This is a genomic window from Cryobacterium sp. GrIS_2_6 (assembly GCF_035984545.1).
In the GTDB taxonomy this organism is placed as follows: Bacteria; Actinomycetota; Actinomycetes; order Actinomycetales; family Microbacteriaceae; genus Cryobacterium.
In genome coordinates this window covers 874,630-889,527 of sequence record NZ_JAXCHP010000001.1, presented here as the reverse complement: position 1 = coordinate 889,527, position 14,898 = coordinate 874,630, and the positions used below count along the sequence as shown (strand labels likewise).

The following is a 14,898-nucleotide window of genomic DNA, read 5'->3' as shown; positions in this document are numbered from 1 at the left end:
CGCTGAGGCGCTCGGGATGGGTGAGCCACCTTGCTGAAACTCATCCTCTGGCTCCTCTTCATCGTCGGCATCCTCGTCTTCCTCGTCGGGGCGCGCTTCGTCTGGCCTCTCTGGCCGACCCTCGGCTGGGGATTCGGCCTCATCACACCACTCATCACCGTCGCCTACATCCAGGCGACGTACTTCACAGAAACGGATCACTCATGACACAGGCAATCACCGAGCTCACTGCTCACCAGTACGGCGGCATCGTCGGCACGGCAACGATCCGGCCGGACGGGCCCGGGCTGATCGTCATCGCCGGGCCGAACGGTTCCGGCAAGTCGTCCTTCCTCAACGGCATCGAGGAGATCTTCGCCCCGGGCGGGATCAAGGGCACCCCGAAGCCCATCCACGACGGCGAGACGGAGGCGTACCTCGAGGTCGTCACGTCGAAGGCGCGACTGCGGAAGACGTACCGCGAGGGCAAGGCCATGAAGTTCGAGGTGTGGGCGCTCGACGGCGCCAAGTACCCGTCCGGTCCCGCGTTCGTCCTCGAAGCGGCAGGCGGCCAGTCGTTCAACACGAAGACGTTCATCAACCTGGACGCACCGAAACAGCGAGAGGTGCTGTTGTCCAAGGTGGCCCTGCCGTTCGACCTCGCCAAGTTGGAGGCCGAGCACAAGGCGGCGTACGACGGGCGCACGGATGCGGCACGCGAGGCAAAGCGGCTCACGGCCGTCGTCGAGGCGCTCGTGAAGCCCGCGGCCGGCACGCCCACCGTGGAGGTGTCGGCGACGGCAGTGCTCGCGGAGGCCGAGACGGCCCGCCTGCACAACGCGCACGTCGACCGGCTGCGCGCCGCGGCGATCAACGCGGAGAACGCGAAGTCGGATGCCGAGCGCGAGGTCGCCCGTCTCTCGGATCTGCTCGACGCCGCCAAGACATTCCTGCTCACCGCCACAGAGGTCGCCGCGACGACTCTCGCCGAGGCTCGCACCGTGCGCCCGGTCAACGTGGACGCCATCACCGCGAAGCTGGCGAGCGTCGAAGAGACGAACGCCACCATCCGGGCCGCCCGCGCCTGGCACGACGCCGACGAGCGAGCGACCGCGGCCAACGCTGTGGTCGCCGGGCTGAACGCGAAGCTCGAGGCGATCGCCAAGACGAAGTCGGACGGCCTCAAGGCCGCAGTCTTCCCGATCACGGGCATGTCGGTCGATGACACGGGCATCACCATCGACGGCATCCCGTTCAAACAGCAGGTGAACTCGGCGGCGAAGATCATCACCGCGTTCGACCTGGCCACGAGCGACAAGTCGGACCTGCGACTCGTCTTCATCGAGGACGGCGACATGCTCGACGCGGTGTCGCTCGCCGGGATCCGAAAGCTCGCCATTGAGCGCGAGTACTACGTCATCGTCGAGCGGGACCGGGATGACTCTCGCGAGCTCGGCGCCGTCTTCACCGCTGGGGAGCTGGCGGCATGAGCACACCGATCAAGCGGGAAGACATCCGCAAGGGCGACAAGGTACGCGAGATCCGCGAGTACACCGCAACGTGTGACCAGTTCGTCGAGGCATACCCCGGCAACACCTACGAGCTGATCAACCGCCCCGCCGAGCTGCCAACCGAGTATGGCCTCTACCAGATCAGCAACGGCATGGTGCTGGACCTGAGCATCATGGGGTGGCGCTCCCCGAATCTCATGCACTACATGGAGACCGAGGCTTCCCAGTCGGAGTCCTTCACCCTGCTCCGTCCTGTTGCCGAGGTCGCCGCCGAAGTGATTGCGGACGTGCGCAAGGTCATCCCGGCTACCATGCAGCACCCCTCGATGCAAGCCGTAATCTCCAAGTGGGTCGCCGAGTGAACGCCGCCCAGATGGCCTTCGCCCGCGATCTGGCCGACCCGGATTTCAGCCTCTCGGTACCGAATATCGCCAAGGATGTCATCCGCCAGCTCGTGGAAGAAGTTGAGGCGTTGAGCGCTGCAAACACCCTGGCGATCGGTGCCACCAAGTGACCGACATCGGAACTGACACCGGCCTGATGCCCGCACACTCGCAGCACCTCACCGGCCGCCGCGTGATCGGCATCGACCTGTCAATGACGTCAACCGGGATCGCGGTCATTGCGAACGGGGTGATCGCGACACACACGATCACCTCGAAGCCGGACGCCGGGACGCTGCGCAGCTTCCTTGCTCGGTCCGAAAAGATCGCGGAACAGATCGACAAAGCGGTGATATTCGACCGCACCGACCTTGTGGTCATCGAGGGCATGGCATTCGGCGCCAAGTCCTCCTCCCTCGACAAGATCCACGCGCACTGGTGGCTAGTGGTCAAGTACATCAGCGAGTTCGTTGATCAGGAGCCCGTGGTCATTACCTCGGGCCAGCGCTGCAAGTACGCGACCGGCAAGGGCAACGCGCCGAAGGACAAGGTTCTCGCCGCGGTGATCAAGCGCTACGCACAGGTCGACGTGAAGGGCAACGACGAGGCCGACGCTGTGATCTTCGCCGCGATGGGTGCCCGACACCTCTGGATGCCCGTCGAGGAGTCCCTGCCCCTGCTAAACCTCGAAGCCATGGACGCCGTGAGGTGGGAGGTATGACCGCCTACCGAATCCTGACCGCCACGGCAAATACCCCGGAATGGCTGACGCTCCGCAAGTCGATCATCGGGGCATCCGAGGTCGCGTGCATTCTCGGCCTGTCCCACTATTCGACACCCCTGGGGATCTACCTCGACAAGCTGAACCCGAACGTCACCGACGACATGACCGAGTGGCAGGAATGGGGCCACCGCCTCGAGGATGCGATCGCCACATGGGTCGCTGACAAGAAGGGCCTCACGGTCCTGCCGTCGCCGGGGCTGCTGCAGTCCACGGAATACCCGTGGCTCGGTGCAACCCCTGACCGGGTGACCGACCTCGGAGAACCTCTGGAACTTAAGACGTCGGATCGGTTCATGGCTGATGCGTGGGCTGACGGGGTGCCGGACAACTACCTGATTCAGGTGTTCGTCCAGATGATCGTCCTCGGCGCCCGCCGCGGGTACCTTGCGGTGCTCCACGGTGGCAACCGTCCGGAGTTCTACGTCATCGAGTGGGATCAGCAGGTGGTCGACCAGATCATCAGCATCACGAAGGACTTCTGGCAGAACAATGTCATGGCGAAAACGCCGCCTGAGCCCACAACGAGCGAGGAACTGGCGCTAACCCACCGCGACTCTGGCGAGACGCTGGACGGCGACGAGCGCTTGCTCATGGCGTGGTACCTCGACGGGCAGGAACGCAGCGCGTACAAGGAAGCCGACGCCCGCATCGAATCGGTGAAGGCCGCGTACAAGGAACTGCTCAACGTCACGAACAAGAGCGTCCTCGCCTACCAGGGAAAGGCGCTCTACACGTGGAAGCGCCCGAAGCCGACGACGTCGTTCGACATGGCCCTCTTCAAGGCTGAGCATCCTGCACTCGTGGACATGTACACCCGCGAGCACCCCGCAGCGCCCCGATTCCTCCGCAAGGACACCAAGGCGCTGAACGAAGAATTCGCGACCGACCCGCCCGAGGGCTGGGAGGCAGGACTGACCGTCTCCGACGTGCTCAGCGACTACGGCGAACTCACCATTTGGAAAAAAGAACAGAAGGCACACAATGACTGACCTCTCCGGCAAGATCGCCACCCAGCAGGTAGCGCAGCGGAAGAACCCCACCATCAAGGATCTCGTGCAGGCACAGCAGGCCGCGATCGAAGTGCAGCTGGCCGGCGCGCTCAACTCGGCCGCGTTCGTCCGGGCGGCGATCAGCACCATCGCATCCTCCCCGAAGCTGCAGCAGGCCACCCCGGCCTCCGTACTCGGCGGCATCATGCTGGCCGCGCAGCTCAAGCTCGAGATCGGCCCGGCGCTCGGACACTTCTACCTCACCCCCAGACGTGAGAAGGGCGTCGACATCTGCCTGCCGATCATCGGCTACCAGGGCTACATCGAACTGGCCTACCGGTCCGGGCGCATCGAGAAGATCGAGACGTTCCTCGTCCGCGACGGCGACAAGTTCGACCACGGCGCCAACAGTGAGCGCGGCCGCTTCTTCGAGTGGAACCCCGCCGACTACGACGAGGACCGCGCATGGACGGGCGTCGTCGCAATGGCGAAGATCAAGGGCGCCGGCACCGTGTGGGCGTACCTGCCGAAGGACAAGGTTCTCGCCCGCCGCCCGCACTACTGGGACAAGGGCACCCCATGGCAGACCAACGAGGAAGAGATGGCCCGCAAGACCGGCATCCGCGCTCTCGCCCCATACCTGCCGAAGTCCACCGAGCTCGCCAAGGCAATCGAGGCCGACGAGAACAAGGTGGAGTCGATCGCGGGGATTCACGATCTCGTCGTCACCCGCGACGAACCCGAGGTGATGACGGTCCAGGAACGGCCCGCCGACCCGATGGAGCGCACGGCCGAAGAGCAGGCCGAAGACGCGGCAGGGCAGTGATCACCCCGAAGCCTGACCCTCCAACCCGCCTCGCTGAGAAGGCTGCGTACGAGATTTGCACCTTGCGCGATATGGGCCGGTGTGTAAGGTGTGGCGCGGTCGGGACGGTGCAGCGCGACCATCGCCAGAATCGGATGCGAGGGAACACGGTCGCCTCGAATTTGCAGGCGCTGTGTCCCCGCTGTCACCAGTTCAAGTCGGAGCACCCGATGCTGGCGACGGAGGAAGGCTGGTCAGTCCCACGGTGGGGCGTCCCGTCATCCTGGCCGGCACAACGCATGGTCTGCGGGCCTCACGGTCTGCACCTCGTCTGGGTCCTGTACGACGACCTCGGCGGGTGCGCACGGTCGACGAGGCCACGGCGCGACGGCTGATGACCGGCGACGGAACGGTGTTCTGATGTCGCTCGACAAGGCAGCAATCCTCGCATGGTTGGCCGAACGTCAGGCATCAAGCAACGACGTCGTGCACGCCGTGTACAGCGGACTCCGCACTCGCATCGAGCGGGGCGATTTCAACGAGAAGGAAGGAGGTAGAAATGGCGTGGTTCAAGGTAGACGACAAACTCCACTCGTCGAGAAAGCTGATGCAGATCCCGCGCCGACACAGGCTGGCGGCGATCGGGCTGTGGACGGTGGCGGGGTCGTGGGCGGCTGATCAGCTCACCGATGGGCATGTCCCCGATTTCATGATCGACGAATGGGGCGGCACAACGACGCTCGTTGACGCACTCGTTTCGGTGAGGCTGTGGGCGCGAGTCCCTGTCGAGTTTCCAAACTCAAGCGTCGAGTCTCGAAACTCGACGGCTGAGTTTCGATTCTGGAACTGGGAGGAGTACCAGCCTACGAAAGCTGAGGTCGAGGCGGGCCGGGAGAAGAACGCCGAGAAACTGCGGAAGTGGCGGGAACGTAACCGGGTTACACAGCCCGATGTAACCGAGTTACAGGGTGGTTACGAACCACTTGGTAACCCTGCCCCCGACCCGACCCGACCCGACCCGACCCCTATTACTTCTAAAGAAGTAATAAAAGAGAGACCCGCTAGTCGCGGTTCTCGTCTCTCTCCCGAATGGATGCCCTCTGCTGCCTCTGTCGCAACGGCGAAGACGGACGCGCCGGACATCGACTGCCAAGCCGAACACTCAACGTTCGTCGACTACTGGATCGCCCAGCCGGGCCAAAAGGGAGTCAAAACGAACTGGGAGTCAACGTGGCGGAACTGGATGCGCCGCAAGCAGGCGGACGTCAAGAGCCGGCCGACACGACAAACCCCCGAACAGCGAGCACGGGCAACCCTGGCGCTCGCAACTGACATCGACATGAAGGGAATCAGCGCATGACGCTCGACGAGTGCAAGCAGGTAGTCGCCAAGGTGCAACTGGGCGACAACAGGCAGGTTGACCGGCTCGTGATCATGGAGTGGTTCGACACCATCGGTCACCTGAACGCGGCGGATGCGATCGCGGCCGTGAAGATGCACCGGCAGGAGTCAACGGACTACCTGCAGATGGCGCACGTCATCCGGAACGCCGTGCGAGTGAGGGCGAAGCGGGCAATCGACAGCGGGCCGGTCTACTGCCGGACTCACGACTTCTACCCGCTGCCTTGCGACCGGTGCAAGGAGCACCCGGAAGAGGTCAGCTTTTGACCACCTACGTCGAAACCCCATCGGATACGGCTTTCACCGTGTTCATCGAAACATGCATGGCCGCGATGCGGATGTCACCTGACCGGTGGCTCGTGTCGCAAACGGACCGGCCTCAGGGCCAGAACAGGAAGTAAGCACATGGCAATCATCAAGATCAGCGGGACCGTCGACAGGATCTTCCAGGACGGCCGCTGCGTGAAGATCACGGAGTCGTGAAAGCGGCTAATGACCAGCGCTTTTCATGCATTTCCGATAGAATGGAGACGGCCCCAAACCGAGTGTTAGTCGCACTCGCCGGGGCCTGACCCACAAATCGTCTAACCGATTGGAGGGCTGCCATGAATGGTACCCGAACCTGCACAATCCCCGACTGTGGGAAGCCATACGAAGCGCGCGGGATGTGCGCTTCGCACTATTCGCACTGGAAGTACGTCACGCCGCCCGACGAACGGAGCCGACCTACCGAGTGCGAGCGATTCGACTCGAAGTACACAGTTGGGTCCCAGTCTGAGTGCTGGGAGTGGAAGGCCGGTGTGACAGAGGACGGCTATGGCCGGTTTAACACGTCTGGTGGGCGACGGGTAATTGCTTCCCGGTATGCGCTCGAACGGGCGAAGGGCGCAGCTCAACAGCCTGAGTTCCGCGCATGTCACACCTGCGACAACCCGCCGTGCGTGAACCCGGCTCACCTCTACTGGGGGACGGAGAAACAGAATTCCCAAGATGCCGTCGTGAGGAATCGCAAGTCGCACGGGAACAGCCACCCGACATCGAGGCTAACGGCAGCGAACGTCCGATCAATCCGTACGCGGTACGCAGCAGGGGATTTCAGCACCGTACTCGCACGCGAGTTCGGAGTCTCCCCAGCATCCATCCGAGAAGCAACGTCAGGCGCGAATTGGAAGCGCGCTGGCGGACCCATAACACCTGTGAAAAAAAGGAGCCGAAATGGCAAAGATTGAAATCGAGTCCGCATTCGTCGAAAGCTGGACAAAGCACTCTGATGAGCACCCCGCATGGGGAATCAAGACCGCCGAACCGCACTCGAAGAAGAACGACGCCGGCAAGTACGAAACGATCGGGCGCACCTTCCGCACGGTGAAGGTGTCGAGAGCGTCAGGGATCGACCTGTCCGAGTTCGTCAAGGGCGACCGGGTGCACGTGTGGGGCACAGAGGCCACGGAGACCCGCGAGCACGAGGGGAAGAAGTACTACGACCTGATCGTGTGGGCCGATCGGGTCGAACCCGCCGAACGGGGCTCTGCAGCCACAGGATCGCCGGAGACGGCTCAGGAAGCTCCGGACGAGGAACCGTGGGCTCAGGCACCCACCGACGACTACGCGGGCGGAACCCCCTTCTAGCCCTGATCCACCGGGGGCGGCACTAGTCGCCCCCGCTTTGACAACTCCACACAGACAGGAAGACACGATGACGATCGCTGACCGCACACTCACGAGAGACGAGGTTGACCGCTGGCTCGCGGGCCCCCGCTCCCCGCTCGAACCCACACGCACTCTCTCGCGTATCCTCTTCCTCCGCGAGAAGGTCAACTTCGATAAGTCATTCGGCTTCCACATCGACCAGTCCGAAGTGAACCCGATGCTGAAACCCCACCAGCGCGACCTGGTGCAGTGGGGTGTCGCCGGCGGCCGTCGCGCGTTCTTCGCCGCGTTCGGCCTGGGCAAGACGTTCGTTCAGATCGAGACGCTGCGGCTGATCACGAAGCACCGCGGCGGCCGGGCCCTGATCGTCGCCCCGCTGGGGATGCGGCATGACTTCATCGCTGACGGGCAGAAGCTCGGCGTGGACATCTCGTTCATCAAGACCGCGGCGTTCGGCCTCCCGGCAGAGGGCATGTTCGTCACGAACTACGAGAGCGTGCGGGACGGGAAGATCGACCCGAACCTGTTCACGGCCACGACCCTCGACGAAGCATCCGTGCTCCGCGACTACGGCTCGAAGACGTTCCAGACGTTCCTGCACCTGTTCAAGGACATCGCGTTCCGCTTCGTCGCCACCGCGACGCCGAGCCCGAACCGGTTCAAGGAGCTGTCCCACTACGCCGCCTACCTCGGCATAATGGACTCCGGCCAGATCCTCACCCGATTCTTCCAGCGGGACTCTTCGCAGGCGGGGAACCTCACGCTCCATCCCCACAAGGAGCGCGAGTTCTGGCTGTGGCTGAACACCTGGGCGTGCTTCATCCAGAAGCCTTCCGACCTCGGCTATTCGGATGACGGCTACGAGCTCCCCGAGATCGAGGTCCGGTTCCACCGGGTCGAGGTCACGGACGGCGAGGTCCGCACCGACTCGGACGGTCAGGCTGTCCTCTTCGCGAACGGCGCGCTCGGCCTGTCCGGCGCCGCGCTGGAGAAGCGCAACAGCCTGCCGGCGCGGATCGAGAAGCTCACCGAGATCGTGAATGCCTCCCCCGAAGATCACTTCGTGCTCTGGCACACCCTCGAGGATGAGCGCCGGGCGATCAAGAAGGCGATCCCCGAGGCCATGGAGATCTTCGGCACCCTCGACCTCGACGAGCGCGAGGAGCGCGCGGTGAAGTTCGCCGACGGTGAGTCCCGGATCCTCGCGACCAAGCCGTCGCTGTCCGGGTCCGGGTCGAACTTCCAGCGTCACTGCCACCGGGCGATCTACGCGGGCATCGATTTCAAGTTCAACGACTTCATCCAGTCCGTGCACCGTCTCCACCGGTTCCTGCAGACGGAGCAGGTGCAGATTGACGTGATCCTGGCGGAGTCCGAGGAGTCGGTGATCGAGATCCTGCTGGCGAAGTGGGAGCAGCACAAGAAGCTGACCTCCTCGATGTCGGACATCATCCGCGAGTACGGTCTCGACGCCGGCGCCATCTCGGAGGCCCTCACCCGGACGATGGGTGTCGAGCGGGTCGAGGCGTCCGGTGCTAAGTGGATGTTTGCCCTCAACGATTGCGTTCTGGAAACCCGCGACCACATGGAGACCGACTCGGTCGACATGATCCTTTCGAGCATCCCGTTCGGCACGCAGTACGAGTACTCGCCGAGCTACAACGACTTCGGGCACACGGACGACAACGGGCACTTCTGGCAGCAGATGGACTACCTGACGCCGAACCTGCTCCGGGTGCTCAAGCCCGGCCGGGTGGCGGCCATTCACGTGAAGGACCGGATCCTCTTCGGCAACGTCGAGGGCACCGGCAACCCGACCGTGCAGGCCTTCCACGCCGAGACGATCGCGCACTTCCGGTCGCACGGCTTCGACTACCTGGGTATGCACACCATCGTCACCGACGTCGTGCGCGAGAACAACCAGACCTATCGCCTCGGCTACACGAAGATGCGCGCTGACGCGTCCTCGATGGGCATGGGCATGCCCGAGTACGTGCTCATCTTCCGCAAGCCGCAAACGGACCGGACGAAAGGCTGGGGCGACGAGCGGGTCACGAAGAACGTCTACGACCCGTCGAAGCCTGTCACCGAGGAGAACAACCCGGAGGACGGGTACTCGGGCTGCCCGCTGGCAGATCGACGCACACGCGTTCTGGCGCTCGTCGGGCGACCGGCACCTCACCCCTGAGGAGCTGGCGCAGCTCAAGCCCGAGGACATGTCTCGCCTGTTCACCGAGCAGACGAAGCACGAGGTCTACGACTACGCGTCGCACATCAAGGTCGGCGAGCTGCTAGCCGGCCGGAAGCGGCTGCCGTCGACGTTCATGTCGCTCGCCCCGGCGTCCTGGCATCCGGACGTGTGGCATGACGTGAACCGCATGCTCACCCTCAACAGCGAGCAGGCCCGCCGCAACCTGACGATGCACATCTGCCCGCTGCAGTTTGACATCGTGGACCGGCTCATCATCGAGAAGACGAACCCCGGCGACCTGGTCTATGACCCGTTCGGCGGGCTCGGCACGGTCCCGGTGCGCGCCAACAAGCTCGGCCGCCGCGGCCGTGCCGCGGAGCTAAACCCTGAATCGTTCCGCGACGGGATCAAGTACCTCGAAGCGGGCGAGCGAAAGCAGGAGATGCCGTCGCTGTTCGACCTGATCGACCTCGCCATGGAGGAAGCGTCGTGAAACACGCAACCACCGATTCATCCGAGGCACCCGTCACTCCGACTGGGGCCTTTTCCTTTGCCCAGAAAGGGGCCTCATGATCGAGCACGGAACCCCCACGAACACCACATGCCACGGCTCGGATTGCCTCAATAAAGGCTCGGCAACCCTGATGACGTGCGACGAGGCGGTCATCCGGTACCGCGGCGACTACCCGTACATGAATGCCGTGAAGGCGGGCACGGCGACCGCTGAGAAGGAGACGTACACGGTCCCGAAGCCCCCGCGGCTGGTCCTCGAAACGGTGGAGGAAGCGGCGGCACGACCGGCACCGGTGAAGAAGTCCAGACGGGGGACGCTGGGTCGCCGCGTGGTGAAAGTCATGATCGGCAAGGCAGGCGTCACACACGGCACACCGTCCGGGGCGAAGGCGTGCAACACCAACTGTCCGAATGAGGAGGCTGGCGGGATTTCGTGCACGGATGCCCGGCGTGCCTGGCAGCGCGAGTACCGGAAACGGCGAATCGCAGGGGACGGCCCGCCCTTGAATCACGGCACCATTCACGCGTATCAGGGCGGGTGCACGACGGTCGAGGGTTGCCCGCTGCCCGCTGGTGAGACGTGCACTGATGTGAAGCGGGCGGCCGGGAAATTGCAGGACAAGGCACGACGAGAAGGGCGCCCGCGGTGAGCCTCACCTGGCCGCAGATCACCGCGGCCGCAGCATCCCTTCGAACGGTCGGCGGTTGCTACCAAGCACCTTGCCGACGCACTCGAACATGACCACCAACATCTACGGAAGGAAAGCACCATGGGCAAGGAAGATGAGAGCTTGATCACGATTGAGTGCTCACAGCCAGGCGGGGCCTACACGCTGTTCAGCAGCAGCCCGAGGCTCAAGGTTCATCTGGCCGGGCCCGCTGAGAGCGGCGGCACAGGGCCGTGCATCTGCGGATTCGATCGCCATGCGCGAGACGAGAACGGGCGGCACCTCGTCGGGTTCTCGGTCGGCGGCGGAATGACCGGCCCCCGCGTCAATCACGAGGTCTGCTCGGATTGCGCACGACTGGCGGGTGACTCGGCGATACGCGGAACACACGCCGATCTGTTCGCCAAGCACGCCGCCGACCTCCTGTCATCCCAGAATCATGCCGCCCTGAAATCTCAGAGCGACTTCTACCGCAAACACCCACGAACAGACGACACAGGGAGAGACGAATGACGAACCGAGACGAAATCCGCAAGGCCATCATGCAGGAGCGCATCGACCTCGGCCTGCACCCGAAGGTGGGCAATCAGAGCCTCGCAGAATCACGGCGAGTCCTGATGACGTGGACGAAGGCTGAGATCGCTGAGTTCTACATCCGCGCCGAGTCGGACGAGCTCAAGGCCATCGACCGCGCGATCGCTGCCGAGATGGCGCTCCGGGAGCACCGCGCCGAAGCATTCACTCTGAACAAGCGCGACATCCGCGACACCCCCAAATCGCCTGAGCAGAAGCGGGCATACGAGGAATGGATGCACCGAAACAAGGGCAAGAGCCTGCTGGTCGACAGCATCTTCCTTGCCGGATGGAACGCGAGAGCAGCGAGCGACGACACGAAGGACGACGAATCATGAGCGAGAACGACAAGCGTGTGAAGTGTTTCGCGTGCGGACAGCCGGTACTGCCCATGTCTTCACTGGGCGTGTCCAAGACCGAAAACATCGCCCTCTGCAACCAGCACTGGAACTGGTGGATTGCCCGGTGGCTGAACGCTGAGGACGAGCCGCCATGCGGTGCACACCTGATAACCGACACGGAGGGAAACGAATCATGAGCAACCTGGACCGCATTTACGACCAGATCGACAGGGCAGTGGAGCGCGGAGACATGACCGATGAGGAGGCCCGTCAGGAATGGCTTGGTGCCCAGCAGGACGAACGGCGATACGAGGATGGCGAGCGATGAGCAATGACAAGATGGCCAGATTGCAGAACGCGGTGGTGGAACTCGCCGGATGGTCGGGCAACGACATCGCCGGTCTAATCGAGGATGGGCTGATCGAAGGCGGAGACCTCGAATCCATTCCCACCCCTCCCGCAGGAGAGCCGGAACGGGAAGCGCTGCGAGAGGTTGTCGCCGAGTGCCTGCGAGATATCACCTACACATGTGGGCGCGTCTGGGAGGCATGGCAGTACGGGACGATGACGCAGGATGACTTCTCGCCCGCTTGGGAGGATGACGAGGTGACCGGTGGGATTGTCGATGCAATCCTCGCGGCCCTGCCCTACCGTGAGCCTGAGCCGCGAGAGGTCACGACGTTCGAGGAACTGGACGCGCTGCCGCTGTGGAGCATCGTCAAGGGGCTCAATGGCGTCGGACGCAAGACACCGGACGGCTGGTTGCTGGATGGCTACATCTACCCGCGCACGAGCGAGGACCTCGAGGAGTACCTGATCGGGCCATTCCTGATCCTCTTCACGCCGCCCGTCACCCCCAGTACGGAGCAGCCCTCGTGAGCGCGGTCCGCCGCGTGCTGATCAAGCTCGGCATCGTGAAGCGCAAACCGTACACATGCCGTCACTGCGGCTACGTGGTGCCGCTCATGGGATCGCGGCAGTGGCAAGCGGTGGTCGCCTATGACCACTTCGAGAAGCGGCACTGGGAGCCGGACGCGCAAACCCCCACCGCAGCCCACCAGCCCCCAGCACAGCCCGTAACGCCCACACCGGGCACACGACAAGCGCGGAACCTGAAACGGCCGCAGAGAGCGAAGGAGAGAGCGATGAGTGACACGGTGATTCAGTTCCCCAAGCGACTAGGGCTGCGTTCATCCAGCGAGCAGCTCGACGCCCTGAAGGCGATGTCGATGGGCGAACTGCTGGCGGCATGGATCACGAAATACCCAGACAGCACGTTCAGCGCGGACGAACTACTCGCGGCGAAGGGTAAGCGGATCCGCGTCCAAGCGATCGGCCGAAACGAATGGACCATCGTCCAAACCGAGCACTGCGCACCCACAATTCCGGCGCGTCCTGAGGGCGCAGAGAGCGAGCAGGCACGATGAGCAAGAAGATCAAGATCAAGGTCCACGAGATCGCCACGGATGGCATGCCCCGGATGGACGAGATGACGGGGCGAGTCGCTTTCATCTTCGACGGGTGCATGGTGTCCGGTTGGCCGATCGAGGGCGGCGACCCCCTGTGGGAAGCGAACAGCGACGTTGGCAGCGGCCAGAAGTTCCTCGGCGTCACGCACTGGATCGAGTTCCCGGTTCCGGTCTGGAAGTTGACCCGATGAGCCGTAAGCAGTCATTTCGCCCGGGAGCATGGGCACCGAGCGACCACAACGAACAGGTGGCGTACCGAAAGTACATGAAGGCTCTCGTGCGGGCAACCAAGAACGCGCCCGTGTCGCTGGATAGCGTCCGTGACGCGTTCAAGGCTCTCTCGCTCGCGATCAGCAGATCGGTGTGGCGATGACTGACGCCCGCGTGCACCTCACAGCGAAGGTCAACGGCGGCCACGAGATCCGTATCAAGGAAACCGACCTCGCCGAACTGGGCATGGATGGCCTCGCCGCTGAACTCGAAGCCCGCGGATTCACCGCCGACCAGCTCGGCACCCCCGTGTACAAGCCCCACCGGATGCACTGGGTGATACCCGTGCGAGGAAGAAGCGAAGAATGAGCAACCTCCTCGAAAGGACCAAGCCAGTCACCACGGACACCGGCGACCACGACACCTTCTCGCACTACTTCGAGAAGACCGACCTCGACAAGGCATGGATCGACGGCCAGCCCATCGAAGCCCTCTGCGGCAAGTGGGACATCCCCACGAAGGACTTCACCAAGTACCCGGTCTGCGGGACGTGCAAAGACATCATCGGAAGGATGAAACCATGAGCGGCAGACAGGCCGACTACGTGCTCACCAACGACGTGCCGGAATGGCTCGCAGCCCAGGAGGCGCGCAATGAGTGACGCAGAACTCTTCCCCTGTGCCAGAGGTTGCACCTGGGACCCCATCGACGACGAACCCCCCAGGCCGAAGGGCGCACGTCACGGCATCCTCTGCGACTCGTGCTTCTACCGGATCCGGGGAGCACTGAAACTGGTCCCGGACCTCATGGCGAACATGCGCGCGCAGCTGTTCACCATGGGGACCGCCGACTACTCCGAACGGGTGTCAGGGGGCGGCGGGAATTCGCCCGCGCCGCTGAACATCGGGCCGCTCGACGCGAGTGACGCACTGTTCGCCAAGCTGCTCTCATGGTGCACCGAGTTCGCCGAAGAACTGCACGTCGCCCCGCCAGCCGTCCCGTCATGGGCGAACACCCGCGAGGTCCAAGGGTCCAAGCCCGTATCCGTGGAAGCCGCGCATATGCTCGCATCCTGGCTGTGTGATTGGCTGCTCGACAGGGCCGAAGAGATCGCACAGTCACCGTCCGCGGTCGCCTACCACGATGACCTAACCGCGGGCCACGAGGACGCACGAGGCGTGTTCAGCCTCTCAGCCATGTATGGCGTCGAAGCGCGGCCCGTGCGCCCAGCAGACAAGCGCGAGTGCGAGGTGTGCGGGGAACGTGAGATCTTTTGCAAGCCCCCCGACCTATTCGACCCTGAGGTCTCGATCATGTGCGGTCGGTGTGCTCATGTCGTCACACCGGACGCCAAGAAATATGCGGCCTATCTCGCAGAAATAGCCTGATCGAGGCCGATAACCGATAGAATGGAGACGGCCCCGACGAGTG

Annotated in this window: 24 protein-coding genes; all 24 read left to right on the top strand. The window is 63.7% G+C overall.

Annotated features, from left to right (window positions below):
- Positions 1 to 30 precede the first annotated feature (30 nt).
- Positions 31 to 207, top strand: coding sequence for a hypothetical protein (locus RCH22_RS04485; protein WP_327012973.1), 177 nt, complete (start codon positions 31 to 33; stop codon positions 205 to 207).
- Positions 204 to 1,469 (top strand): hypothetical protein, encoded by a 1,266-nt coding sequence (locus tag RCH22_RS04480; protein ID WP_327012972.1) that lies wholly within the window; start codon positions 204 to 206, stop codon positions 1,467 to 1,469. The genes RCH22_RS04485 and RCH22_RS04480 overlap by 4 nt, the downstream gene beginning before the upstream one ends.
- Entirely contained in the window at positions 1,466 to 1,852 is a 387-nt protein-coding gene (locus tag RCH22_RS04475; RefSeq protein WP_327012971.1) for a hypothetical protein, read from the top strand. Before RCH22_RS04480 ends, RCH22_RS04475 begins: the two co-directional genes overlap by 4 nt.
- Positions 1,849 to 2,004, top strand: coding sequence for a hypothetical protein (locus RCH22_RS04470; protein WP_327012970.1), 156 nt, complete (start codon positions 1,849 to 1,851; stop codon positions 2,002 to 2,004). The genes RCH22_RS04475 and RCH22_RS04470 overlap by 4 nt, the downstream gene beginning before the upstream one ends.
- On the top strand, positions 2,001 to 2,594 hold the full coding sequence (locus RCH22_RS04465) for a hypothetical protein (protein WP_327012969.1): 594 nt from the start codon (positions 2,001 to 2,003) through the stop codon (positions 2,592 to 2,594). The genes RCH22_RS04470 and RCH22_RS04465 overlap by 4 nt, the downstream gene beginning before the upstream one ends.
- Positions 2,591 to 3,646, top strand: coding sequence for a lambda-exonuclease family protein (locus tag RCH22_RS04460; protein ID WP_327012968.1), 1,056 nt, complete (start codon positions 2,591 to 2,593; stop codon positions 3,644 to 3,646). The genes RCH22_RS04465 and RCH22_RS04460 overlap by 4 nt, the downstream gene beginning before the upstream one ends.
- Positions 3,639 to 4,472 (top strand): recombinase RecT, encoded by an 834-nt coding sequence (locus RCH22_RS04455; protein WP_327012967.1) that lies wholly within the window; start codon positions 3,639 to 3,641, stop codon positions 4,470 to 4,472. The genes RCH22_RS04460 and RCH22_RS04455 overlap by 8 nt, the downstream gene beginning before the upstream one ends.
- 71 nt (positions 4,473 to 4,543) lie before the next feature.
- Positions 4,544 to 4,846, top strand: coding sequence for an HNH endonuclease (locus RCH22_RS21145; protein WP_369125303.1), 303 nt, complete (start codon positions 4,544 to 4,546; stop codon positions 4,844 to 4,846).
- A 164-nt stretch (positions 4,847 to 5,010) separates the two neighbouring features.
- Complete coding sequence (locus RCH22_RS04450) at positions 5,011 to 5,811, top strand: hypothetical protein (RefSeq protein WP_327012965.1); 801 nt, start codon at positions 5,011 to 5,013, stop codon at positions 5,809 to 5,811.
- The gene (locus RCH22_RS04445) at positions 5,808 to 6,119 is read left to right on the top strand and encodes a hypothetical protein (RefSeq protein ID WP_327012964.1); all 312 of its coding nucleotides are present in this window, start codon (positions 5,808 to 5,810) and stop codon (positions 6,117 to 6,119) included. Before RCH22_RS04450 ends, RCH22_RS04445 begins: the two co-directional genes overlap by 4 nt.
- 948 nt (positions 6,120 to 7,067) lie before the next feature.
- Positions 7,068 to 7,481 carry a hypothetical protein gene (locus tag RCH22_RS04440; protein WP_327012963.1) on the top strand — a complete coding sequence of 138 codons (414 nt, stop codon included), beginning with the start codon at positions 7,068 to 7,070 and terminating at the stop codon, positions 7,479 to 7,481.
- Positions 7,482 to 7,548: 67 nt separating this feature from the next.
- Entirely contained in the window at positions 7,549 to 9,690 is a 2,142-nt protein-coding gene (locus tag RCH22_RS04435) for a hypothetical protein (RefSeq protein ID WP_327012993.1), read from the top strand.
- 28 nt (positions 9,691 to 9,718) lie between these two features.
- A complete protein-coding gene (locus RCH22_RS04430; RefSeq protein WP_327012992.1) occupies positions 9,719 to 10,186 on the top strand; it encodes a DNA methyltransferase in 468 nt (155 codons plus the stop codon).
- A 76-nt stretch (positions 10,187 to 10,262) separates the two neighbouring features.
- Positions 10,263 to 10,856, top strand: coding sequence for a hypothetical protein (locus tag RCH22_RS04425; RefSeq protein ID WP_327012961.1), 594 nt, complete (start codon positions 10,263 to 10,265; stop codon positions 10,854 to 10,856).
- A gap of 120 nt (positions 10,857 to 10,976) precedes the next feature.
- The gene (locus RCH22_RS04420; RefSeq protein WP_327012960.1) at positions 10,977 to 11,387 is read left to right on the top strand and encodes a hypothetical protein; all 411 of its coding nucleotides are present in this window, start codon (positions 10,977 to 10,979) and stop codon (positions 11,385 to 11,387) included.
- The gene (locus tag RCH22_RS04415) at positions 11,384 to 11,785 is read left to right on the top strand and encodes a hypothetical protein (RefSeq protein ID WP_327012959.1); all 402 of its coding nucleotides are present in this window, start codon (positions 11,384 to 11,386) and stop codon (positions 11,783 to 11,785) included. Before RCH22_RS04420 ends, RCH22_RS04415 begins: the two co-directional genes overlap by 4 nt.
- Positions 11,782 to 11,985 carry a hypothetical protein gene (locus tag RCH22_RS04410; protein ID WP_327012958.1) on the top strand — a complete coding sequence of 68 codons (204 nt, stop codon included), beginning with the start codon at positions 11,782 to 11,784 and terminating at the stop codon, positions 11,983 to 11,985. The genes RCH22_RS04415 and RCH22_RS04410 overlap by 4 nt, the downstream gene beginning before the upstream one ends.
- Positions 11,982 to 12,116, top strand: a complete 135-nt coding sequence (locus RCH22_RS04405; RefSeq protein WP_327012957.1) for a hypothetical protein — start codon at positions 11,982 to 11,984, stop codon at positions 12,114 to 12,116. The genes RCH22_RS04410 and RCH22_RS04405 overlap by 4 nt, the downstream gene beginning before the upstream one ends.
- The gene (locus tag RCH22_RS04400; RefSeq protein WP_327012956.1) at positions 12,113 to 12,667 is read left to right on the top strand and encodes a hypothetical protein; all 555 of its coding nucleotides are present in this window, start codon (positions 12,113 to 12,115) and stop codon (positions 12,665 to 12,667) included. Before RCH22_RS04405 ends, RCH22_RS04400 begins: the two co-directional genes overlap by 4 nt.
- Positions 12,664 to 13,215, top strand: a complete 552-nt coding sequence (locus RCH22_RS04395) for a hypothetical protein (protein ID WP_327012991.1) — start codon at positions 12,664 to 12,666, stop codon at positions 13,213 to 13,215. Before RCH22_RS04400 ends, RCH22_RS04395 begins: the two co-directional genes overlap by 4 nt.
- A complete protein-coding gene (locus RCH22_RS04390) occupies positions 13,212 to 13,448 on the top strand; it encodes a hypothetical protein (RefSeq protein WP_327012953.1) in 237 nt (78 codons plus the stop codon). The genes RCH22_RS04395 and RCH22_RS04390 overlap by 4 nt, the downstream gene beginning before the upstream one ends.
- Before the next feature lie 178 nt (positions 13,449 to 13,626).
- A complete protein-coding gene (locus RCH22_RS04385; RefSeq protein ID WP_327012952.1) occupies positions 13,627 to 13,836 on the top strand; it encodes a hypothetical protein in 210 nt (69 codons plus the stop codon).
- Positions 13,833 to 14,051 (top strand): DUF3039 domain-containing protein, encoded by a 219-nt coding sequence (locus RCH22_RS04380; protein ID WP_327012951.1) that lies wholly within the window; start codon positions 13,833 to 13,835, stop codon positions 14,049 to 14,051. The genes RCH22_RS04385 and RCH22_RS04380 overlap by 4 nt, the downstream gene beginning before the upstream one ends.
- A gap of 69 nt (positions 14,052 to 14,120) precedes the next feature.
- On the top strand, positions 14,121 to 14,855 hold the full coding sequence (locus RCH22_RS04375; RefSeq protein ID WP_327012950.1) for a hypothetical protein: 735 nt from the start codon (positions 14,121 to 14,123) through the stop codon (positions 14,853 to 14,855).
- Positions 14,856 to 14,898 lie beyond the last annotated feature (43 nt).